Origin of the sequence: Flavobacterium sp. Sd200 (assembly GCF_009826935.1) — a bacterium.
Lineage (GTDB): Bacteria > Bacteroidota > Bacteroidia > Flavobacteriales > Flavobacteriaceae > Flavobacterium.
Map to the genome: position 1 here is coordinate 28,441 of NZ_WUMN01000003.1, position 21,548 is coordinate 49,988.

Consider the following 21,548-nt stretch of genomic DNA (forward strand, 5'->3'; position numbering starts at 1 on the left):
TTCATTAAATATAAAGCATCCTATCCAGTTATTCCTGTAAAATAATTTATTCTAATATTCAATATCAATAGTGCTTTTTAATGTAAGCTTTATTGTAATATCCTACTGAGTCTTTTCTGGAAATTCATCAATTTCCTATTATTAAATCGAGTAAAAATCTTCGACCATAGTGCCTCCTTAAATCGATTTTTACTCGATTTAAGGAGGCACTATGGTTTAACGTCGTTTTTAGATGAGGTAGATTTATAGCTTATTTCAACTAATCAATTTTAAGCCTGTTCTTGCCTTGATATAAGAATATGGCTAATCGCTAACTTTTCTGTTTTAATAAGATAAGTGTCTGTTTGTGAGTTTTTTATAAATATAAAATTTTTATTGCTAAATAAGGAAAGCCTTAATTTTGTTAAAAAAGTCTTAAATAAATTTGAGCAAAAGATATAGCCCCTTTTTTCAACCAACAATAAATATTATGATTTCAAAAACACTTTCGGTGACGGCACTATTGTGCTGTTGTTGCAGTATGCTTAGTGCCCAGGACATTCTATGGGAGCGTTCTTATGGTGGCAAACAGGCCGAATACCTCCTTGATGCACAACCCACGGCAGATTATGGATTTATCCTGGCAGGCAGTTCGCTCTCGGGCAAGAACGGCAATAAGACCGACGACAATGCAGGCGACCTTGATTACTGGATATGGAAGATGGATGAGAAAGGCGATTTTGAATGGCAGAAGAGCCTTGGCGGTTCGGGTCCAGACCTTTTGTACAGCATCCGCAACACGCGTGATGGCGGCTTTATCCTTGCAGGCACATCAGAATCACCCACAGGCCTTCAAAAGAAAGATTCATGCCGTGGGCGCGAAGACTTCTGGATCGTAAAGCTCAATGCCAAAGGAGGCGAAGAGTGGCAAAAGACCCTTGGAGGCGGTGGCCAGGATATCGTAAAAAGCATTGCCCCTACGGCAGATGGCGGCTACATCATTGGCGGCACATCATCTTCCCCTATCAGCCATATTTTACTTAAGAACGGAAACGACCCTTACGGTAAAAAAGAAAACTCCCGTGGCGGCCTTGACTTCTGGATCGTAAAGCTCGACGATAAAGGCACTGTAACATGGCAGCGCACCCTTGGCGGCAAATATTCCGATGTATTGGAAAGCATAGAAACCACCTCAGACGGAGGGTATATTGTTGGTGGGTATTCCAATTCACCTGCTTCACAAGATAAAGAAGAGCAGGGCTATGGTGCAGGTGACTACTGGATACTTAAACTGGACAAAGACGGTGCTACCGAATGGCAAAGGGTATTTGGCGGCGAGGAAGACGACCACCTGTATGTTGTCAGCGAATTAAAAGGAGGCGGTTACATTGTTGGGGGTAATTCGGCATCGTCTACCACAGGCAACAAAAACAAGGCGAATAAGAAAGGCACGGACTACTGGATATTGAGACTTGACGAAAAAGGAGAAGTACTTTGGCAGGAAACCTACAATACAGGCAAGGTAGACCTTTTAACCTCATTGGTAGAGAACAGCGATGGTACATTTTTGATAGGCGGCTATGCGCAGACCGAGGTTATGGGAACCACTAAAAAGGATAAGAAAGACATCAACGATTATGTAGCCATAAAAATAGCCCATGATGGTGAAGAATTGTGGCGCAGGACTATTGGCAGCAATGGCGAGGACAAATTAAAAAAACTCATCGAGACCCGAGATGGTGGTTATCTATTGGCAGGTACCTCCAAAGGGGATATTTCGAGGGATAAGAACAGCGGCAAGGGCTCGAACGACTTTTGGGTGGTAAAGTTACTGGACAAGGAAAAGGAAAAGCCTGAAAGGCGCAAGACACAGCTTGAGGCCATACCCAACCCTGCTGGGCAGTTTACCAACATTATTGTGGGCTTTGAATTTAACAGCGGCACGGTCTCGTTGTTTGACCTATCGGGCAGGCAGCTGCAAAGCTTTCCGGTAACCACACGCACCATCCCCCTTGAAATGGGGTCTTACCCTGAAGGTGTTTACATCGTGGAGGTAAAGACCGACAAAGGCACCGACTCGGTTAAAGTGATGAAAGGTGCAAAATAGAATACAACAGCATAAAAAATGAAAATATACAGGCCAACCAATAAACCAATACCCATGAATTCAATTAAATATTTACTCATAGCATTTATAATACAAGCTGTGTGTTATGGGCAAGACATGCCCAACATAGCACCGCCCTCACCGGAAGCATCATCCGTGTTTGAATTTACCGAAGTACCGGTATCGTTGTACACAGGAGTGCCCAATATATCGATACCTTTATTTGAAATAGAATCAGGTGGTGTAACCGTTCCAATAAGTATCAGCTACCATGCCCGTGGCATAAAAATAGCCGAGATAGCTTCACGTGTAGGATTGGGGTGGACACTGAACTGTGGCGGAATGATCTCAAGGCAGGTCAGGGATGAGCCGGATGAACAACCTGGATATGAGATGGACTATGATAATATATTTTATGATCAGGATAAGAGACGCCAAGAATGGTTTGCTACAGGTAGGCGTGATATTAGAGCAGATGAAATACCTGACCAGTACTATTTTAATGCGAATGGTATAAGTGGTAAATTCATACTGGACTACACGGATGGAAAGCCGGTGGTGCAACAATTCAGTAATATTAAGGTGAGTTTGGGCTCGGTAACCGATGATAAAGGGAATTTCTATGATTTTAGCGCTTCATTAAGTGGAGGTGATATTGAACAATCCTATGAAGGAAGGGAATTATCAGAAATAGGTACTAATTATACTATAATTAGTGGAGGTGCAGCCAATCCTCTTGTTGCCAGCACCTGGCACCTATCAAAGATTAAAACCCAACAGGGGCCGGAAATCACATTTACATACGAGAGGGAAACACTAAATTTTTGGCGTAGATCTTATGACAAGTTTGTCCCGGGGGCATCACCTTCCGGATACAGAAGCTATGTAAGTAGGGTGGGAAGTAACCAAGACAGGCATAAGAGAATAGATTTTGATAAGGGCAGTGTTTTGTTTGAATACGAACCAAGGGAAGATATAAACGGAGGCGGCCGCCTTAAAAAGATCATCCTTCGGGATATCAATAATGTGATCATCAAGCAGGTGGAGTTTACCCACGAATATGTTGTTGCAAACGATGATGCCCAGATACATCCTTTTCTAAGGAGTATCGATACATGGGCTAAGAAGCGTATGTACCTAAAAACTGTACAGGTTAAGGATGCGTCAGGGAATTCTTTGCCTCCGCACCAATTTGTATACAATGCAATCCCGCTACCCAACAGGCATTCCAATTCGCAGGATATTTGGGGATATTATAACGGTAAGAATAACGGATTTTGTCTTAAAAACCCAGGCGAGACCAATGAGTATGGAGGAAGAAATGTAGACACCATTATGTCAAAGGCGGGAATGCTGGAAAAAATCATATACCCGGACGGGGGGCATACGAAGTTTCACTACGAACACAACAAGGTATTCAACCATTTGCCGAGTAACATATTTTTTACGGATACCAATCCATACACAACAAATATTGTAGGTATAACGAGTATGGAATATAATACTGATGCCTTTCCAGGAGTTTATGTAAACAATACTTACAAAAAAACATTTATAATTCCTGAAAATGCAGTAGGGCTTCCGAGTTACATGGTTGATATTGATGATCCAAGAGGTTGTGGTGTCGGGTCAAATGGTAGTCTATCCAATACAAATCAATGCAGATTTAATATTACGGTGACTGGTAATGGGCATTCCCATGTATTGTACCAAACCGGATCTACTCAAAGGAGGAATATTCCTGGGTTAGGGCCTGGAACTTATGTTTTAGAGGTAACACCAAGAAATAGTAACCATAATCCCTTGGATGACCTGGAGCATACCGGAATTGTTGATAGCGATGGCTACCCGGCCGATGTAGAGACTTTTAGGGTTAATATAAAGTGGCTTGAATCCTTAGTTTCTGATACCGACCCTATTTATGCCGCAGGAAAAAGAATCAGGAAAATAGAATATTGGGATTCTGAAGATCATTTAGGCAAAACAATGACTTATAGCTACAACGATCCGGCTACCGGAAAGTCAAGTGGGGAGCTGTTTGGACTTCCAAATTTTCGTTCTATAGAACAAGTTGTTACTACAATTTATGGGCAAGAGTGGACCACATTCGAGCCGGAGGGTAATGTGCCGGGAGCAAATTTTGCTACTTATCAGGAGCAAGCACTGGGTTATGGTACCGTTACCGAATATATCGGCGAGGGCAGCAATACTTTAGGTAAAACTGTACATACTTTTACCATGACACCTGATACGGGGTTGTATTATACCTTCCCTTACCATCCTCCCACAGATAATGAATGGCTCAGGGGCAAACCGTTGACTGTAACGGCCTATAAAAGCAATCCTAACGGTTCGTTCAGCATGATCAAAAAAACGGAGAACGAGTATCCCGACGTTTCCCTGTTCCGGTCAATATATTATAAAAATTTATTGGAAGATGGATTAGAAGACTGTCCTGCACCCGGATCGGGAGGGATGCCTATATATTGCGCTAATACTGAATATGTAAAAAACAGGACGTTGTTCCGCCTTCCGTTAATCCGTTTTTGTGCAGCACCTGCACCAAATGCCCATATATTGATGTACAAAGTTTATCACCAGGTAGGCGGTGCGATGGATCTTTTAAGAAGTACCACCACTGATTATTTAGACAACGGAGGAGAGTTTGTAACCACTACGGACTATACTTACGACTATGAGAATCATTACAATTTAGCTGAACAGACGAGCACTACGAGCGATGGTACCGTGGCAACTAAATATTTTTATCCTACCGACCCGGAGATGTCAACCAAGCCTCGTGCAGGTGATCTGGCAACAAAAAACATGCAGGTGCCACTGGTTACCCAAAAGTTTAGGGATGGCATAAAACTCTCCGAACAGGAGACCGTCTATAGAAAATGGAACGATACCCTCTTGGCACCTGAATTTATTAAAACAGCCAAAGGCACCGCTGATAGTGAGAACCGCATACAATATGTAAAGATAGACCACACAAACGGCAATGTGCTTCAGGTAAGAAAAGAATCAGGTATCAATGTAAGCTATCTGTGGGGATATAACGGTAAGTATCCTATTGCCATGATAGAAAATGCAGATTTTGACAGTGTAATGGCTGCTTTGGGCACTGACGAAGTGGCTGTTAAGCAGTGGTTAACGGTTCCTGCCAATATTCGCACACTGTTGCCTAATGCAATGGTAACTACCTATGGCTATAAGCCTTTGGTTGGTGTTACCAATGTTACCGACCCTAAAGGCTACTCGCTCTATTACACCTATGATTCATTCGGAAGGTTGCAGTTTGTAAAAGAGAAAGACCCGGACGACAATTTCAGGACACTATCAGAGACCAAATACCATTACAGAGAAGAATAACAGCAGCACCTTATGAAAAAGTTTATATACCTACTACTGCTGTTGCCTGTTTTGGCAATAGCGCAGTCTCAAGACCAGAATTATGTGAAGACAATAATCTATCGGGATACGACAAATACATTGCCACCTCACGAAAGCGTAACGTATTATGACGGGCTTGGCAGACCCATACAGCAGGTTGCCGGAAAGATGAATGCCAGTGGCATGGATATCATCACCCATATTGAGTACGACTCTTATGGCAGGCAGGTAAAGAAATACCTGCCATATCCTACCGACAGGGCTACATTAGAATTTGATGGTGCTGCCCGTACAAATACTGTCAACTACTATGTAACTAAATTCAATGATTCAATTGCATACTCCCAAAGCTTTTTGGAGCCTTCACCGCTTGGCAGGGTGCTTAAGCAAAGTGCACCCGGTGCTCCATGGAAAGGAAACCTGGGCGATGATAATGACAAGACCATTAAGTTAAGCCATCAGGTTAACGGAACTAATGAAGTTAAAAAGTTTAAAGCCCATGCAGAGTGGTTTCAGAGCCGGAGTATTTATAATATATCATTTTCGGCTACAGGCTTAGACTACTATACTGCAGGGCAGTTGTATAAAACAGTTACTAAAGATGAGAACTGGACCAGCGGAACGAACCATACTACCGAAGAATTTAAGAACAAAGACGGACAGGTAGTTTTAAAGAGAACATATATAGATGGGATTAAAGCAGATACTTATTATGTGTATGACGAGTTTGGCAACCTAACCTACGTACTGCCGCCCAAGGCCCAAGGGGAAATTACCTATCTGGAGGATTTGTGCTACCAGTATAAGTACGACAAGCGCAACCGCCTTGTTGAAAAAAAGCTACCGGGCAAGCAATGGGAGTTTATTGTATATGACAGCCAGGACAGGGTAATGCTCACCGGGCCTACTTTAATACCTTTTGGAGGGAGTACTGCAACGTCTGCCGAGCAGGGCTGGCTTCGCACCTACTATGATGCCTTTGGCAGGGTGGCTTTTACAGGATGGTACTATTTTACGGTAAATGCTATAACACGGTCAACCTTACAGAACCTTAACAATGGTGTGCCTGTTTATGCAGTGCGGGGTAGCGGGACTATAAATAATATACCTGTCAATTACACGCCCCCAACAGGGTTGTCTACGGTATTTAGATTGCTTACGGTAAATTATTATGATGATTACTTGTGGCTGCCCACAGCCGAGAGGCCAACAAGCAGTACACAGGTAGAGGGTGCACAGGTATCGTTAAATACCAAAGGTCTTTTAACGGGCAGTTGGGTACGTGCTTTAGAAGGAGCATCTTCTACAGCAGGGGAAACCACCTACACCTATTATGACTACAGGGGCAGGGCATTGCGCACCAAAGCAACTAATTATTTGGGTGGGTATACACAGGTAGACAGCAAGCTTGATTTTACAGGCAAAGTGCAGTATACTAAAACGCAGTTTAAAAAAGGCAGTACAGATACTGCACTGACTATAACTGAAAGTTTTGAGTACAGTGATCAGGACAGGCTGTTAGGGCACACCCACCAGATAAACAGTTTGGATGGGCAAAAGCTTTCGACCAACACATACAATGAATTAGGTCAGTTAGTGTCTAAAAATGTAGGTGGTGCGCTTGTATTAGGTAACTCTTTAGGCACTTACCAAAAGGTAGATTATAAATACAACATCCGGGGTTGGCTTACAGATATAAATGATGTGGAGGATCTTGAAGCGGAGACTTTGTATCCGGAGGATTTGTTTGCCTACAGGATAAGCTACAACACTATTAATGGCAATCTGAATAACAGGGTTAAAGAACTATATAACGGCAACATATCGGAAACGCAGTGGATAAGCTCGCAGGATAACGTACTGCGCAAATACAGCTATGCTTATGACAGTGCCAACCGCCTGAGGGATGCCATCTACCAAAAGCCAAACGATAATGTTCCGGTAACGGAGAGCTACAACGAATCGCTGCAATATGATAGTAACGGCAATATTACAAGGATTTACCGCAATGGAGGGGTAGACGACCCTAACACCATTGTACAGATCGATGCTTTGGAGCTTACCTATCCTACGGGCAGCAACCAGCTTACAAAGGTCGTGGATAATTCCGGTAGCCCGCAGGGTTTTAATGACCTGGCGAGCAGTCCTAACGGCACAGAGTATACCTATGACGGCAACGGCAACATGCTTACCGACCTGAATAAAGGTATTACAAGCATTAAGTACAACCACCTTAACCTTCCGGTTGAGATTATTTTTAACAACAACAGCAGTAGAAAAATTACCTACCTTTACAATGCAGCGGGTGTTAAGCTTAAAAAGACGGTTGTTGATGGCGCAAATACTGTTGTTGTAGACTACCTGAGTGGCTTCCAGTACAAGAATAATGTATTGCAGTTTTTTCCAACGGCCGAGGGCTATGTAGATTTTACGGCAGTAGGCACTGGTGGTTCCTATAATTATGTGTACCAGTACAAAGACCATTTGGGCAATGTACGTATGAATTATGCCTACACACCACCGTTAAAGAGCGATCCGGGAGGGCTTAAGATTAAGGAGGAGAGCCATTATTATCCGTTTGGGTTAAGGCATCTTAACTACAACATGGATTATTTGGAGTACAAAGAGATCGAAGGGTCTATTGTTTTGTACCCGCCTTTAAGTACTCAGGGCAAGCTGATGCATAACTATAAGTACAATGGTAAGGAGCTGCAGGACGAGTTGGGGCTTAATATGTATGACTACGGCGCACGTAATTATGACCCTGCACTGGGCAGGTGGATGAATATTGACCCGCTGGCATCAAGATATGTTCCATATAGTCCATATGCATACACCATGAATAATCCGGTCTATTTTATAGACATTGATGGTATGTTTGCTGATGGGCCTGGAGATGATGAGCCAATTGATGCTGGTAACCTTAAAGAAGTTGTTATTACTGCAACACGTTCAAAATCTTCAAGCTCGGCAAATATTTCATGGTTGCCTACTTTTGACTTAGGAAAAGCATTTTTTGGAGAGAAATATTTAGAGAATTATAAGTCATTCGCCTCTAATCAGAATAATATGCAATTCTACAAGGAATTTCATAAAAATGATGAAAAGAACGGGAATCTTTACGGTAGTTTTCTTGCGTCAATTATAATACCAGAAATTGCGATTGAAGTAGTGGTTGAACTTGGTAGTATGGCTTTGGCAACAGAAACGGTAGCTGTATTGGAAGCGACAGGACAGGAAGCAATTGTCGCTGTTGTCGAGGCAGAGGAGGCAATTGTCGCTGTTGAGGAAGGAAGCCACGTAGTTTATCAAGGCTTTGACGCTGCGGGTAAAGTTCAATATGTTGGTATTACAAGTCGAGATGCTGCTGTTCGGTTTGCTGAACATGCGGCTAGTGGTACTCCTAAATCTGCTTTAGATTTTGAAATTATCCAAGGAGCTACAAGTTTAACTAAGACACAAGCTAGAGTTTGGGAACAAAATGTAATTAATCAACATGGCTTACCTAATCTTTTAAATAAAATTAATTCTATAGCCCCTTCAAAATGGGTACAATATGGGGTAACACCTTAGCAACTAAAATATGGCAAAAAGATTAAAAACAAAAATTGGCGACATATTCTCTGTCCCAATAAATGAAAAAGAGAAGAGATATATGCAGTTAATTGCGTATGATGTATTACAATTAAATAGTGATGTTGTTCGATGTTTTAATCACATTTTCCCCTTAGACAACAGCCCAACAATAGATGAAATTATAAATGATGACGTGTTATTTTATGCTCACTGCGCTACCGATTTTGGCTTGAAATTAAATCTATGGACGAAAGAAAGTAGTAGTGAGAACATTGGATCTCCTGAAAAAATTTTATTTCGAAGTACCAAAGACTATGGTACTAAAGTTGGCGACAAGCCTATTAGGAAATCTGATAACTGGCATGTTTGGCATATTAATAGCAAGGATTTTAATATAGTTGGAAAACTTGAAGGAGAAAATCAAAACAGTTTCATAGGACTTGTATTTAATCCGCATGGGATTTTAGAACTTGTCAAGGGAAATAAATACCCAATTAATTATCCGGATTATGAGTGAGAATTTATTGATATTGTTGCCGCAGTCGGTAGTGTTTCAAAGTTAGTGATATGAGAATTTATATTTATAACATGCTGGGATAGAGTATTTATCAATGATAAATAATTTAAAGGGGCTATCTCAAAAAGATAGCCTCTTTATAGTATAAGTACAACGGCAAGGAGCTGCAGCACGAGCTGGGGCTTGATATGTACGACTACGGTGCACGGAATTATGACCCTGCACTGGGCAGATGGATGAATATTGACCCACTGGCTGAAACGAGCAGACGATGGACACCTTACAACTATTGTTATAACAACCCAGTTGTGTTTGTAGACCCTGATGGGATGAAAGCAGAAGCAACACCGGATTGGTCTTTTTCGGATTGGGATGGAAAGCCAAGTGCAGCGACACAAGAAGCCGCTTTCAAGCGAATGCATGGTAATATTGGCGGGCATAACGATCCAGGTAAATCTTCTGCAAGCAATAATGATGGAGGCGGTGGCGGAATTTCATGGTTTAAAAGAACTGTAAATACTGTTAAGGGATGGTTTGGCTCAGGAAGCAAAAGTAGTGTAACAGCTGAAGAAGGAACATGGACTTTTGACCCTATATTAGCTGGAGATATTTTTAGTGGAGGCCAAGTAACGAAGCAAGCTGAAGCCTTAGATGTTTATAAAAAAGATGGTATAAATGCTTATTTATATCAAACTATAGCGAACGCTCATAGAGAAGAGTTATTTAATTTCATAACAGGCGGTTATGGCGTAAGTAGTGCTGCCCCTTCAACGATTGCTAAAGCTGAAGAAGAATTTGTCGAAGGTACTTTTTCAGTTTTAGACAGGCATGGATATCCAGCAGGTGGACCAAAGCCAAATGGCCCTTTTAGATTACTAGAAGGAGTTGAATATTCGGCAGCTAGACAGGCAGCAAATAGTGCAAATAGAACTTTAAGAGCAAGTAACCCATCAGCCTTTGAAAGTTTACAAATACATGAAATACAGTCTGTTATATTTAATGGTAATCCAACTGATATATCAAATAAGTTATTTTTAACCCCTCAACAACATATACAGTATACTAATTTCTGGAATGCTTTAATGCGAAATGCAACAAAAAAATAATATATATGAAAATTATAAAAAAAGGAACTTTATTTATTGATTCGATACGGAATTTCACTGAAAGCATTGATTTTAAATTACCCTTAGATTTTTTAGAGTTTTACAAAGAAACTAATAGTGCTGAAATTTATACAGATAGTGGAAGCTACATAGTGTTATGGAAATTAGATGATTTATTAGAATTGAACACTCAATATAAAGTCAATGAGTATGCACCCGAATATTTTATTTTCGGTTCTGATGGAGGAAATGAAGCATATTGCATACAAAAACTTACTGGAAACATTTATCAAATGCCGTTTATTGGTATGTCAAACGAAGATGTTTTATTTATCTGTGAAACACTTCTTGAGTTATTCAATTAATAGGAGTTATTTCAGATTAAGTGTTATCAAATAAATATATTTAAACAAGCTCTAAGATATGTAAAGCAGCCTTCGAGTTGCTTTATTTCTCTGAAACACTTAATAACCCATAAGCATTATTACTAAGAGCACCAATTCCTTTAAGACCGTACCAACTAATCCAAAGTCATTAACTAAAATGGGTGCGTTGCGCTTGTGATGGTTTTCTATGCCAGTTATAAAGTTGCTGGCTAACTAGGACTATAAACAATAATCTCCCTGGAAACGGGTGAGATTGTTGTTTATAATTAAGCCTTGACTTTTGAATTAAATGCCTTATAAATTGATACTGGCTATAATGCGGTTAATCCATTTTTGCTTTTGATAAGATGTAAAAAGTGTGTTTTTATGCTTAATTGTCTTGAGAAAAATTAATTTCTTCAGTTAACAGTATGTAATAAAGTTTGCCGTTTTTATAAAATTCAAGAGTATCATTGTTAGATTTCTTTTTTATTTTAAAAGGTGATTTTATATCACTTAATTCTTCTACAGTGTTTTTACTCTTAACTCTTGTGTAACTACTTATGCCCTCAGAATTATACAGCGTGTCATTAAAATACAGATTATTTCTTTCAAAAGATATTGTTTTAACTATTAACTCTTCAAGGCCTTTTTCAAAACATATTTCAGGGGCTAATTTTCTATTGTTCTCTGCTAGTTGATCCATTTTATAGACATAAAATATTCCCAGTAAAAAAACAGGTATGTAAGCAGTGTAAAATGCTTTCTTTTTTTTCATCATATTTAGGAAAAAAATGAAGATAGAAATCTCACAACTTTTGATGTTTATCTCTTCTTTTATTTCTGTTGTGAAAATTATTAAAATAAAAAAATCCCTTACAATCTTTAGATTATAAGGGATTTTGCGGAGGAAGAGGGATTCGAACCCCCGGACCTGTTACAGTCAACAGTTTTCAAGACTGCCGCAATCGACCACTCTGCCATTCCTCCTGTATGAGCAAATACATTTGCTCATTGCGGTTGCAAATATAGACACTTTTTGTTGTTGTCCAAAAATAATTTCGGTAAAAATTTAAATTATTTTTTCATTTGTGTTTAAGTGTTTGATATGTTTGTTTTTACAAATCGATAAAAATAGTCTCTTAGTTATGTTTTGTTCGAAAAAGCCTGGGTTTATAGCTGTAAAGTGGCAATGGTAAAGATTTTTTTAGTTTTAAATATGCTGACTGTCGCTTTTCATCGGTATAAAAAAGCACATTACCATGGTTGTAAATACAGTAACTTTTTTTTTCAATTAAAAATTGTATTTTAGCCGTTTAAACCTTGTAAAATAGATTATTATAAATGCAGGAAAAGAGCTTTAGGGTTTTATTGGAAGAATGGTCTGAGATGGCATGGAAAGAATATATTCCGCATATCTCTATAGATTGTGTTGTTTTTGGTTTTCATAATTCGGCACTAAAAGTTTTACTGCTTAAAGTAAAAGGCCAGGATAAGTGGGGGCTTCCGGGTGGCTATATGGGCAAACAGGAAGTTATAAACGATGCTGCTAATCGCATCCTTAAGGAGCGTACGGGGGCAGGGGATATCTTTTTACAGCAGTTTAAAATTTTTACTGATCTTAACCGCTCTGAATATTTCTTTGAAGATTATGACGATAATTTGTGGCATAAGCAACGCTTTTTATCGGTAGGGTTCTATGCATTGGTCAATTTTGCTGATGTTATTCCTGTTACAGATGTGTTCTCTGAAGCCTGCGAGTGGATTGATATCGACGCACTTCAGGATATGATGATGGATCATAAGGAAATATTCGATAAAGCTCTTGTAACGCTTAGGCGCCAGCTAAATTATGAGCCTATTGGAGATAAGCTGCTGCCTGAGAAATTTACCATGCCCGAGTTGCAAAAATTGTATGAGATCATTTTAGGGAAAAAGCTAAACAGGGGTAATTTTTACCGTAAGATGATTGGTTATGACATTTTAGACAAGCAGGACGAATCGCGCAAGGGTGGGGCACACAAATCGCCAAACCTTTATAAATTTAATGTAGAAAAATATACTGCCGCTCTCAAAGAAGGTTTCAAAGAGGGCTGGTAATCTTAAAGTTTCTTTCGTATAAAACAAATGGCGTTTTGCAGTCTGCAAAACGCCATTTGTTTATGGGGTAATTCGTATTATTTTATCAGATCAAGTATAAACTGAGGATAAAGACCTATAGCAATATTAATGGCTATAGATAGTACAGCCACTGCACTGTATACAAATGGTACAGTAGTTTTTTCTGTCTCTGTTGTACTTTCCTGAGTGTACATAGACAGGATTAATTTAAAGTAATATCCAATGCTTATTATTGAATTTATTACTGCTATTACTACAAGTATCAGTCGGCCTTTTTCAAGCACCTGTCCAAACAGGAACAGTTTACCAAAGAATCCTGAAAAAATAGGTATCCCGGCCATAGACAGCAATGCACATGTAAGTACGCCCGCCAGTAGAGGGTGTGTTTTGCCAAGGCCGTTAAAGTTGTATATGTCTTCGTTTCCTTTGCTGCCGCAAACCGATAGTATTACTGCAAAAGCGGCTATACCTGCTAGTGCATATCCTGTTGCATAAAACAACAGGTTGCCCTGCGAAGTTGTCAGATTAAGAAACTGGAATGCTAACAACATATAACCCGCATGAGATATACCTGAAAAAGCAAGCATACGTTTTACATTTGTTTGCTTTAATGCCAAAAGGTTACCCACTGTCATAGACAATACAGCCAGGAGATTTATAGTTGTTAATAATCCGGGAACGTGTGCATTTAGTGTTGTAGCCAATTTAAATAATGATGCCATTGCCGCTACTTTTGCCAATGTGCTCATGGTTGCAGTAGTTAGAGCCGGAGAGCCTTCATATACATCCGGTGCCCAAAAATGGAAGGGCACTGCTGCAATTTTAAACATAAGGCCAATTATCATCATCACAGTTCCTATGGCAAACCATGTAGGGAGTGCCTCCCTGTTAAGGGCATTAATGTCGAGCATGTTGAATGTTCCTGTTGCGCCATATATAAGTGCAATACCAAAAAGTATGATGCCCGAAGCAAAAGCTCCCATCAGAAAGTACTTCATACCGGCTTCATTGCTTTTTACATCTTTAGGCTTGCTTGCTGCAAGAACATATAATGATATTGAAAGTATTTCTATACCTAAAAAGAACATAGCCAGATTTGTAAACGATACCATGGCTATAGCTCCTGTAAGCAAAAATAGTTTTATAGCTACAAAATCTGATAGTTTTGCTTTGTGTTCTTTGTGAAATTCCGGACTTAATGCCACCAAAAATATACTGATCAATATAAATAATGCGCTAAAGGCAAGACCATATTTGTCTGATGCCATCATGCTGTTATACGGAGCTCCGTCTAAGCCCGTACCCAGAATATCAGGGTTTTTACTGAATATTTTTGCACCCGTATAACCCAATAGAGCAATAAGTCCTGCCACTGTAAAAGGCACGATGATTTTTCTAAGGTTAAAAATCTCAGCTACAAGGCATATTATACCTAATCCTGCAATAGCTATTAAAATATCCATTATTTATTAAATCGGTTTATGTAAACTAAAATCTTTTCCAGCTCAGGGGTCACAAAATCGGCTATGGGTTTCGGGTACAAGCCAAAGAATAAAAGTGCCCCAATGATCAGTACAAACGCAAGCCCTTCGTTAAAGGTTACATCTGTAAATGCTTTTACATTTTTTTCGCCCAGCATTACCTGCTGGAACATCCTCAACATATAAAATGCTCCAAGGATAATTGTGGTTCCGCCAATAACGGCTATCCATATATTAATTTGGGCAAGGCTGTAAAGCAACTCAAATTCTCCTATAAAGTTAAAGGTTCCGGGCAATGCAACAGATGCCAGTACCAATATCATAAACATAGAGGTAAACTTAGGCGACTGTATGCGTATGCCTCCCATTTCATCTATTTGCTGTGTGCCAAACCTGCGTTCAATAACTTCGGCAGCAAAAAATAGCCCTACCACAACAACACCGTGCGCCAGCATTTGTATCACTGCTCCGCGAAGGCCGTCTAAGGTAAGCGTATAATTTCCGGCAGCTATAAGCCCAACGTGGGCAAGAGACGAGTAGGCAAGAAGTTTTTTAAGGTTATTTTGTTTCAGTGCAAGTACAGAACCATATATAACCCCTGCAATACAAAGGCCAACAATAATATATTTATACTGAACTGCAGCTATTGGAGCAATAGGCAACTGCCATCTTATAATGCTGTATAAAGCCATTTTAAGCATAATACCCGATAAGAGCATGGTGCCAGCGGCAGGTGCTTTTTGATACACATTTGCCTGCCATGTATGGAACGGTATAATTGGAATTTTAATAGCGTAGGCCAAAAAGAACGCAAAAAATATCCAGGTTTGTTCCTGTGGAGTGATCATTGCATTGTATAAATGGAAATTAAGGAACGATTGCGTTCTTTGATACAGGAATATAAATGCAACAAGCATAAATAACGAGCCGGCAAAAGTATAGATAAAGAATTTAACTACTGCTTTTTTTCGCTCTTCGGCATTTCCGCTACCCCAAAGTAATGCTATGAAATATATCGGTATCAGAGAAAGTTCCCAGAAAATATAATACAGCAAACCATCTACAGCCAAAAAGGTTCCGGCCATGGCAAATGCCATAAAAAGTATAAGTGCATAAAATGCCCTTGTTTTAGGGAAAAGGTTGCCAAAAGAAGTAAATACGATTACCGGGGTCAAGGCAGTTGTAAGCAACGTTAGGAGTAAAGACAGCCCGTCTGCCCTAAAGGCAAGGAATATTCTTGGCGATTTAATCCATAATTTTAAGGTGCTAACATTTTCGCCTGCAGTAAACAAATAGGTTATATATACCGTTGCCGCGAAAGCTGCAAGGCTAAAAATAAGTGCCGCTTTAGAGGCCCATTTATCGCCTACAAAATAAGTGGCTCCTGCGCCAAACAATAAAACAATAAGTATAAAAGATACGTCCATTAGTATGAATTATTTTGCCAGAAATATATAGCCAATTATTGAACAAACACCCAATACAAAAACCAAAAGATAAAAACCTACGCTTCCGTTTTGCAATGACCTACCCTCGTTGCCCAGCATTATAGCTGTTTTTCCTAAGCCGTAAATAAATGCCGAAATGGCTGTTTCGATAACATTTTTAAAGAAGCTGCCTATAGCATATATAGGTTTTACAATTATTGCAGTATAAATTTCATCTACATAATATTTGTTATACAATACTCCTGCAACACCTGTAATTTCGCTGTCCTGTGGTGGTACTTCGCCTTTCTTAATGTATTTGGCATACGCCACACCTATACCTATCAGTGCACCAACCACTGCTACACCCATAAGTGCATATTCTGTAGTGCCAAGGTGCCCATGTACTGCTGGTTTGGCAATTACCGGGGCTAAATATTCGTTAAGCCAGCTCATGCCCGGAAGGCTTATTGCTCCTCCAACAAGGGCAAGTATCGCCAAAACTATTAATGGGAAAGTAATAAGAGCAGGCGACTCGTGCAAATGGTGTTTCTGCTCTTCTGTACCCCTGAATTCTTTATAGAAAGTAAGATACAGCAGTCGGAACATATAAAATGCCGTCATTATCGATGCTAAAGAGCCTATAACCCACAACGCTTTATTATGGTGGAAAGCCGTTAGCAATATTTCGTCTTTAGAAAAGAACCCGGAGAATGGAGGCAATCCTGATATGGCAAGAGTTGAAATAAGGAAAGTAATAAATGTAACCTTCATTACTTTTCGAAGACCGCCCATGTTGCGCATGTCCTGTTCGCCATGCAATGCATGTATTACAGAACCCGAACCAAGGAATAAGCATGCTTTGAAGAAAGCGTGTGTTATTACATGGAATACTGCTACCTCATAGGCACCAAGCCCAAGGGCAAGGAACATCAAACCTAACTGAGATACCGTTGAATAAGCCAGTACTTTTTTAATGTCGTTTTGTACGAGCCCTATAGATGCTGCAATGAGCGATGTTATTGCTCCAACAACAGCTATTATTTCAAGTACATCAGGTGTAAGGTTAAATAAAAAGTTTAGCCTTGTAATCATAAAGATACCTGCCGTTACCATTGTAGCCGCGTGTATTAGTGCAGATACAGGAGTTGGCCCTGCCATCGCATCGGGTAACCATGTGTATAATGGTATCTGCGCGCTTTTACCGCAAGCACCAATAAACAGGCACAGCATGGCAACACCCAGCCACGTTTGGTCTACAGGCCATTGGTTGTCAAGTTCTGTTTTAATAACATTATATTCTACAGAGTGGAACAGATAAGCAAGAATAAAGATGCCTATAAGGAAACCAAGGTCGCCAATACGGTTCATGATGAAAGCCTTTTTGGCTGCATCATTATAGTCCTGGTTTTTATACCAAAAACCGATAAGCAGGTACGAACAAAGTCCAACACCTTCCCAGCCTATAAACATTATAAGGAGGTTGCTGCCCATAACAAGCGTTATCATAAAGAACACGAAAAGGTTGAGGTAGGCAAAAAACTTATGCAGGTTTTCGTCATCATGCATATAGCTTATAGAATATACGTGTATCAGTGTACCAATACCGGTAACGAACATAAGCCACAGCAACGAAAGCTGGTCTAACTGAAAGCTAAAATCTACGCTGAAATTTTGTAATGTAAGCCACTGGAACAGGTTAACCATAACTGGCTCTTTAGTGCTCATTACCTGCAAAAAGAAAACAAGCGTTGTAATAAACGAAACGGCAACAGCTACCGTGCCCAATGTGCCTGATAGTGTTTTGCTTATCTTTTTACCAAAGAAAATATTGATCAGGAACCCGACAAATGGGGCAAATAATAATAGTAAGGCCAAATTTGTATCCATTAGGCGTTATCCTTTTAAATTCTTTAAGTTATCTATATCAATACCGTTAAGGTTACGGTACACCGCCACAAGTATGGCAAGCCCAACGGCTACCTCGGCAGCGGCAACTGCCATAGAGAAAAATACGAATACCTGACCTGCGGCGTCCTGATGGTAGGTAGAAAAAGCTACCAAAAGCAGGTTTACGGCATTAAGCATAATCTCTATAGACATAAACATTACAATGGCATTGCGCCTGTATAATACTCCGAAAGCGCCCACACAAAAAAGAAGTGTAGAAAGGTAAATGTAGTTGTCTATACCTATTTCCTGTAAAATATTTTCCATACTAACCGTTTATGTGTTCTTTTTTAGATAGCAGTACAGCACCTATCATAGATACCAAAAGCAATACTGATGCAAACTCAAACGGAATAATGTATTCGTTTAGCAATACATGCCCAAGTACTTTGATAGACTGATAGTCCTGTCCTGAAACTTTATATTGTTCGATTACCGGTTGCGATTTTATAAAACTTGCAAGTAGTATAAGTGCTACAAGGCCAAAGGCAACGGCTGCGGCAATGCGCGAAAGCAGCGGTTTGTTTCGCTCGTCTTCTTTATTAAGATTCATGAGCATTATGGTAAACAGCATCAGAATCATAATAGCCCCACTGTAAACTATAATGTGTACTATAAATAAAAACTGAGCGTTAAACATTAGGTAGTGCCCGGCTATAGAGAAAAAGCAAAGAATAAGATAAATGGCACTATGGATTGGGTTTTTGCTCAGGATGGTTAAAAAAGCCGTTCCCAAGGTAATAGCCGATAAGATGTAAAATAGTGTTAGCATGGTTTAGTTGGCCGTTTGCATTTGGGTGTTCCTTATGGCCATGTCAAGCGGCATAACCAATTTGTCTTTTCCGTAAATAAAATCTTCCCTGTCGCTGTTAGATTTTACCATAACACGCGATTTTGTAAGATAGATAGCCTGTTTAGGGCAGGCTTCCTCACACAGGCCGCAAAAAATACAGCGCAGCATGTTTATCTCATAAATAGAAGCATATTTTTCTTCCCTGTAAAGGTGTTTCTCCTCGGGCTTGCGCTCTTCGGCTTTCATAGTAATGGCTTCGGCAGGGCAGGAGAGGGCACACAAACCACAGGCTGTGCAGCGTTCGCGTCCTTCGTCGTCGCGCATAAGCATGTGCTGGCCACGGTAAACAGGGCTAAGCTCGCGGGTTTGTTCCGGATATTTAATGGTAACCTTTCTTTTAAAAAGGTGCCTTATGGTAATCATAAGTCCTTTGGCAATTGCCACAAGGTAAAGGCTTTCTAAAAAGGTCATCTTTTTGTTAGATACCTCTTTTTTCTTTCCCGATAATGATATGGTTTGTATAGACATGATGTGTCGATTTAACCTATTAGGGTATAAAATTTCTTATTTATCAAAAAACAATATGGCAACGCCCGTTACAATAATGTTTGCAATAGCAAGCGGAATAAGCATTTTCCATCCAAGTTTCATTAGCTGGTCATACCTAAAGCGCGGAATCGTCCAACGCACCCACATATAAAAGAATATGAAGAAACATATCTTAGCAAACAATACTGCAATGCCAATAATATTTGCAGGGTTAACACCCCAGTTGGCCTCTACCCAGTCCATACCCGGATAGTTGTAAGCACCAAAATATAACACCGCAAGTATGGTAGATGATATAAACATACTGGCATATTCGGCAAACAGGTAAAAGCCCATTTTCATTGACGAATATTCGGTGTGATATCCACCAATCAACTCGGCCTCACACTCGGCAAGGTCAAAAGGAGTACGGTTCGTTTCTGCAAAAGAACATACTAAAAAGATAAGGAAACCCACTGGCTGATATAGTATATTCCAACGCCATTCGTGCTGTCCTGCTGCAATGTCTCTTAATGATAGCGATTCTGTCATCATTACCAGTGCAATTATGGCAAGACCCATGGCAACCTCATAAGATATCATTTGAGATGAGGCACGCATGGCACCCATTAGCGAGAATTTATTGTTTGATGCCCATCCGCCTATCATGATGCCGTAAACACCAACCGATAGTACACCAAAAACATACAGCATTGCAATATCAATATCTGTAGCCTGAAGGATAACATCTCTGCCAAATATCTGCAACTTATCACCCCACGGAATAACCGCGCTGGTCATTAATGCAGTGGTCATTGATATGGCCGGGCCTACAATAAAAAGGAACTTGTTTTGCGTATCAGGAAAAAACTCTTCTTTAGAAAAAAGTTTTAAACCATCGGCAAGTGGCTGCAGTATACCACCTTTACCTGCCCGGTTAGGCCCTATACGATCCTGTAGCCAGGCAGCAATTTTTCGCTCGGCAAGGGTTTCATACATGGCAAAAAGCATGGTAATGGCAAATATTACCACTATAAAAATGCCTTTTTCTATAATTATTGCACTATCCATTTCTTATTAGTTTAAAGTTTGAACGTTTAAAGTTTAAAAGTTGCTGAGCTTTCAACAACTAATAACCATCAACCGTAAACCAACTTATACGTTACCTTCGTTTAATACTTTTTGTTCTTCGGGTTTTAGCGGAACTTCGGTCATACTTATTTTTTTGCGGTCTATATCGCGGCCTAAAAGTATGTTGTGTTCAGTCTCTATAACTACAGGTTTAATTTGACGGGTGTAATTATTTTGGTTGATAACAGAGTCTTTTTCAAACTTGCGTGGTCCTTCAATAACCCAGTCAGCAGTATCTTTATGGTCAAAGCGGCACTCGTTGCAAATGAATTCCTCCACTTCATGATATTCGTCTTTACGCGCAGTAACCCTTTGTATTTCGTTACCAAACATCCACAGAGTGGTTTTACCACAGCATTTTGTACAGTTGCGGTGTGCATTGTAAGGCTTGTTAAACCATACCCTTTGTTTAAAACGGAATGTTTTATCGGTAAGTGCGCCTACAGGGCACACATCGATCATATTTCCTGAGAACTCATTATTTATAGCTTTCGAAATACAGGTAGATATTTGCGAGTGGTCGCCCCTGTTCATTACGCCATGCACACGGTTGTCAGTAAGCTGGTCTGCTGTCATAACACAGCGGTAGCAAAGTATGCAGCGGTTCATGTGAAGCTGTATGTTTGGACCAATATTCTCGGGCTCAAATGTACGTTTATCTTCAATAAAGCGGGTTTTGGCTGCACCATGCTTAAAGCTAAGGTTTTGCAGGTCGCATTCACCTGCCTGATCGCACACAGGGCAATCCAGTGGGTGATTAATTAAAAGAAATTCGGTTACGCTCTTACGTGCATCTACAACCCTTTCAGAAGTAATGCTTTTGACCTCCATGCCATCCATACAGCCCGTTACGCACGAAGCCATAAGTTTAGGCATTGGCCTTGGGTCGGCCTCACTGCCTTTAGATACTTCTACCAGGCAGCAACGGCATTTACCACCGCTTCCCTTAAGTTTAGAGTAATAGCACATGGCTGGCGGAACGCTCTCGCCGCCTATTTTGCGCGCAGCCTGCAGGATGGTGGTCCCCGGTTCTACGTCTATTTCCTGGCCGTCTATTGTTACTTTCATCTT

Annotated in this window: 16 protein-coding genes, 1 tRNA gene and 1 pseudogene; 8 read left to right on the plus strand and 10 right to left on the minus strand. The window is 40.2% G+C overall.

What is annotated here, in order from left to right; genetic code table 11:
* Positions 1-469 precede the first annotated feature (469 nt).
* The 7 genes and pseudogenes from GR160_RS09455 to GR160_RS09480 all read left to right on the plus strand — a co-directional run bounded on the left by GR160_RS09455 (position 470) and on the right by GR160_RS09480 (position 11,046).
* Positions 470-2,086, plus strand: a complete 1,617-nt coding sequence (locus tag GR160_RS09455; protein WP_160749637.1) for a T9SS type A sorting domain-containing protein — start codon at positions 470-472, stop codon at positions 2,084-2,086.
* Positions 2,087-2,140: 54 nt separating this feature from the next.
* The gene (locus GR160_RS09460; protein ID WP_160749638.1) at positions 2,141-5,461 is read left to right on the plus strand and encodes a hypothetical protein; all 3,321 of its coding nucleotides are present in this window, start codon (positions 2,141-2,143) and stop codon (positions 5,459-5,461) included.
* 12 nt (positions 5,462-5,473) lie between these two features.
* Complete coding sequence (locus GR160_RS09465) at positions 5,474-9,055, plus strand: DUF6443 domain-containing protein (protein WP_160749639.1); 3,582 nt, start codon at positions 5,474-5,476, stop codon at positions 9,053-9,055.
* A 10-nt stretch (positions 9,056-9,065) separates the two neighbouring features.
* A complete protein-coding gene (locus GR160_RS09470; protein WP_160749640.1) occupies positions 9,066-9,575 on the plus strand; it encodes a hypothetical protein in 510 nt (169 codons plus the stop codon).
* Positions 9,576-9,730: 155 nt separating this feature from the next.
* Positions 9,731-9,895: pseudogene (locus tag GR160_RS19395) on the plus strand (RHS repeat-associated core domain-containing protein); the annotation flags it as partial.
* Between the two features lie 9 nt (positions 9,896-9,904).
* Positions 9,905-10,681, plus strand: a complete 777-nt coding sequence (locus GR160_RS09475) for a hypothetical protein (RefSeq protein ID WP_237421200.1) — start codon at positions 9,905-9,907, stop codon at positions 10,679-10,681.
* A 5-nt stretch (positions 10,682-10,686) separates the two neighbouring features.
* Positions 10,687-11,046: an SMI1/KNR4 family protein gene (locus tag GR160_RS09480; protein ID WP_160749642.1), complete on the plus strand. Its 360-nt coding sequence runs from the start codon at positions 10,687-10,689 to the stop codon at positions 11,044-11,046.
* Between the two features lie 391 nt (positions 11,047-11,437).
* Here GR160_RS09480 and GR160_RS09485 read toward each other — a convergent pair whose 3' ends face one another.
* Entirely contained in the window at positions 11,438-11,827 is a 390-nt protein-coding gene (locus GR160_RS09485; RefSeq protein ID WP_160749643.1) for a hypothetical protein, read from the minus strand.
* Between the two features lie 124 nt (positions 11,828-11,951).
* Positions 11,952-12,036, minus strand: a tRNA-Ser gene (locus tag GR160_RS09490).
* 354 nt (positions 12,037-12,390) lie between these two features.
* Here GR160_RS09490 and GR160_RS09495 point away from each other — a divergent pair.
* Positions 12,391-13,146 (plus strand): NUDIX domain-containing protein, encoded by a 756-nt coding sequence (locus GR160_RS09495; protein WP_160749644.1) that lies wholly within the window; start codon positions 12,391-12,393, stop codon positions 13,144-13,146.
* A 77-nt stretch (positions 13,147-13,223) separates the two neighbouring features.
* On the opposite strand, the gene GR160_RS09500 is transcribed toward GR160_RS09495, so the two are convergent.
* The 8 genes from GR160_RS09500 to GR160_RS09535 all read right to left on the minus strand — a co-directional run bounded on the left by GR160_RS09500 (position 13,224) and on the right by GR160_RS09535 (position 21,545).
* A complete protein-coding gene (locus tag GR160_RS09500; RefSeq protein WP_160749645.1) occupies positions 13,224-14,630 on the minus strand; it encodes an NADH-quinone oxidoreductase subunit N in 1,407 nt (468 codons plus the stop codon).
* Complete coding sequence (locus tag GR160_RS09505; protein ID WP_160749646.1) at positions 14,630-16,075, minus strand: NuoM family protein; 1,446 nt, start codon at positions 16,073-16,075, stop codon at positions 14,630-14,632. The genes GR160_RS09500 and GR160_RS09505 overlap by 1 nt, the downstream gene beginning before the upstream one ends.
* Before the next feature lie 9 nt (positions 16,076-16,084).
* Entirely contained in the window at positions 16,085-17,965 is a 1,881-nt protein-coding gene (gene nuoL, locus GR160_RS09510) for an NADH-quinone oxidoreductase subunit L (protein ID WP_160749647.1), read from the minus strand.
* 6 nt (positions 17,966-17,971) lie between these two features.
* Positions 17,972-18,292 (minus strand): NADH-quinone oxidoreductase subunit NuoK, encoded by a 321-nt coding sequence (gene nuoK, locus GR160_RS09515; RefSeq protein WP_160749648.1) that lies wholly within the window; start codon positions 18,290-18,292, stop codon positions 17,972-17,974.
* Position 18,293: 1 nt separating this feature from the next.
* Positions 18,294-18,797: an NADH-quinone oxidoreductase subunit J gene (locus tag GR160_RS09520; protein ID WP_160749649.1), complete on the minus strand. Its 504-nt coding sequence runs from the start codon at positions 18,795-18,797 to the stop codon at positions 18,294-18,296.
* Positions 18,798-18,800: 3 nt separating this feature from the next.
* A complete protein-coding gene (locus GR160_RS09525; protein WP_160749650.1) occupies positions 18,801-19,346 on the minus strand; it encodes an NADH-quinone oxidoreductase subunit I in 546 nt (181 codons plus the stop codon).
* A gap of 36 nt (positions 19,347-19,382) precedes the next feature.
* Complete coding sequence (nuoH, locus tag GR160_RS09530) at positions 19,383-20,417, minus strand: NADH-quinone oxidoreductase subunit NuoH (RefSeq protein ID WP_160749651.1); 1,035 nt, start codon at positions 20,415-20,417, stop codon at positions 19,383-19,385.
* A gap of 84 nt (positions 20,418-20,501) precedes the next feature.
* Positions 20,502-21,545 (minus strand): 2Fe-2S iron-sulfur cluster-binding protein, encoded by a 1,044-nt coding sequence (locus tag GR160_RS09535; protein ID WP_160749652.1) that lies wholly within the window; start codon positions 21,543-21,545, stop codon positions 20,502-20,504.
* Positions 21,546-21,548: the final 3 nt, after the last annotated feature.

Coding starts and splice junctions, on each gene's coding strand:
- GR160_RS09455 (WP_160749637.1), top strand. CDS start 470: ATGATTTCAAAAACACTTTCGGTGACGGCACTATTGTGCTGTTGTTGC.
- GR160_RS09495 (WP_160749644.1), top strand. CDS start 12,391: ATGCAGGAAAAGAGCTTTAGGGTTTTATTGGAAGAATGGTCTGAGATG.
- GR160_RS09520 (WP_160749649.1), bottom strand. CDS start 18,797: ATGCTAACACTATTTTACATCTTATCGGCTATTACCTTGGGAACGGCT.
- GR160_RS09480 (WP_160749642.1), top strand. CDS start 10,687: ATGAAAATTATAAAAAAAGGAACTTTATTTATTGATTCGATACGGAAT.
- nuoK (WP_160749648.1), bottom strand. CDS start 18,292: ATGGAAAATATTTTACAGGAAATAGGTATAGACAACTACATTTACCTT.
- GR160_RS09485 (WP_160749643.1), bottom strand. CDS start 11,827: ATGATGAAAAAAAAGAAAGCATTTTACACTGCTTACATACCTGTTTTT.
- GR160_RS09475 (WP_237421200.1), top strand. CDS start 9,905: ATGAAAGCAGAAGCAACACCGGATTGGTCTTTTTCGGATTGGGATGGA.
- GR160_RS09465 (WP_160749639.1), top strand. CDS start 5,474: ATGAAAAAGTTTATATACCTACTACTGCTGTTGCCTGTTTTGGCAATA.
- GR160_RS09505 (WP_160749646.1), bottom strand. CDS start 16,075: ATGGACGTATCTTTTATACTTATTGTTTTATTGTTTGGCGCAGGAGCC.
- GR160_RS09470 (WP_160749640.1), top strand. CDS start 9,066: ATGGCAAAAAGATTAAAAACAAAAATTGGCGACATATTCTCTGTCCCA.
- nuoH (WP_160749651.1), bottom strand. CDS start 20,417: ATGGATAGTGCAATAATTATAGAAAAAGGCATTTTTATAGTGGTAATA.
- GR160_RS09535 (WP_160749652.1), bottom strand. CDS start 21,545: ATGAAAGTAACAATAGACGGCCAGGAAATAGACGTAGAACCGGGGACC.
- GR160_RS09525 (WP_160749650.1), bottom strand. CDS start 19,346: ATGTCTATACAAACCATATCATTATCGGGAAAGAAAAAAGAGGTATCT.
- GR160_RS09500 (WP_160749645.1), bottom strand. CDS start 14,630: ATGGATATTTTAATAGCTATTGCAGGATTAGGTATAATATGCCTTGTA.
- GR160_RS09460 (WP_160749638.1), top strand. CDS start 2,141: ATGAATTCAATTAAATATTTACTCATAGCATTTATAATACAAGCTGTG.
- nuoL (WP_160749647.1), bottom strand. CDS start 17,965: ATGGATACAAATTTGGCCTTACTATTATTATTTGCCCCATTTGTCGGG.